Below are 1,238 nucleotides of genomic sequence, written 5' to 3'. Positions count from 1 at the left end.
TTGAATCGCCCCCACTTTCCTAGACAGCTCAAGAGCCTCAAACTATGGAAGTTGAGGAGACATCATGAGCAAGCAACAACGTTACACCGAAGAATTCAAACAGGCCGCCGTCAAGCAAGTCACTGAACGTCAGTTTTCAGTAGCAGAAGTCGCGGAGCGGTTGGGCGTTTCAAGCCATAGCATTTATGCTTGGATCAAACGATTCAACACGCCTGAAGACGAACTACAGCACGTCTCCAATCAGCAAGCAGAAATCCGTCGCCTTCAGGCTGAGCTGCGCCGCGTCACTGATGAGCGAGATATCCTAAAAAAGGCCGCCGCGTACTTATGCCTTGTCTGTCCGGGTAAAGTACGCATTTATTCAAGAGCACGCCTGCTCTCACCCTATCCGACGTCTCTGTCGCATGATGAGTGTGCATCCCAGCGGTTATTACGCATGGCAACAGACACCACAGTCTGCAAGAGCGCAAGAAGACCAGCGCTTGCTAGGCCATATCAAGCAATCCTGGCTGGAGAGTGGTGGGGTTTATGGCTATCGCAAGATCAAAGATGATCTTCGAGCTTTAGGGGAGACCTGTGGCAAGCACCGTGTTGCGCGATTGATGCGTCAAGAAGGGTTACGTTCTCAAACTGGCTACCGGCGTCGCCCTGGTCAGCTTGGCGGACGGCCCGCTGTGGTCGCGCCTAATCATCTGGAGCGCCAATTCGACGTGAACACTCCCAACACAGTATGGGTGACGGATATTACCTATATTCGAACCCATGAAGGATGGTTATATTTGGCTGCCGTGCTGGATCTCTTCTCACGCCAAGTCGTCGGGTGGTCAATGGCACCTAGGATGGATCGTGACTTGGCGATCAGCGCATTGCTGATGGCGGTATGGAGGCGGAGACCAGATGGAGAGGTGCTAGTCCACTCAGATCAAGGTAGTCAGTTCAGCAGCTATGATTGGCAGGCTTTTTTAAAAGCGCACCGTCTCAAACCTAGCATGAGCAGACGAGGCAATTGCCACGACAACGCTGTTGCAGAAAGCTTTTTCCAATTGCTGAAGCGGGAAAGGATACGGCGGAAGATTTACGAGCATCGAGAAGCTGCCCGCCAGGATATATTTGATTACATCGAAATGTTTTACAACCCTAGGCGTCGACACAGTTTCAATAATGGCCTATCGCCAGTAGAGTATGAAAAGCGTTATTTCGAGGGGCTGGCGACTGTCTAGGATAGTAGGGGCGATTCA

General features: G+C 51.6%; 1 protein-coding gene. It reads left to right on the top strand.

Annotation, left to right across the window (positions count from 1 at the left end; genetic code table 11):
• Positions 1-64: 64 nt before the first annotated feature.
• Positions 65-1,220 (top strand): IS3 family transposase gene (locus tag ACJSDX_RS14340; protein WP_407995262.1). Its coding sequence is split into 2 segments (ribosomal slippage): positions 65-331 and positions 333-1,220, totalling 1,155 coding nucleotides; the frame shifts between segments, so codons are not numbered across the junction.
• Positions 1,221-1,238: the final 18 nt, after the last annotated feature.

The sequence above is a fragment of the Methylobacillus draconifructus genome (genome assembly GCF_045984355.1).
GTDB classification, from domain to species: Bacteria; Pseudomonadota; Gammaproteobacteria; order Burkholderiales; family Methylophilaceae; genus Methylobacillus; species Methylobacillus flagellatus_A.
The sequence above is the reverse complement of the archived record's forward strand: the minus strand, read 5'-3'. Positions and strand labels throughout refer to the sequence as shown.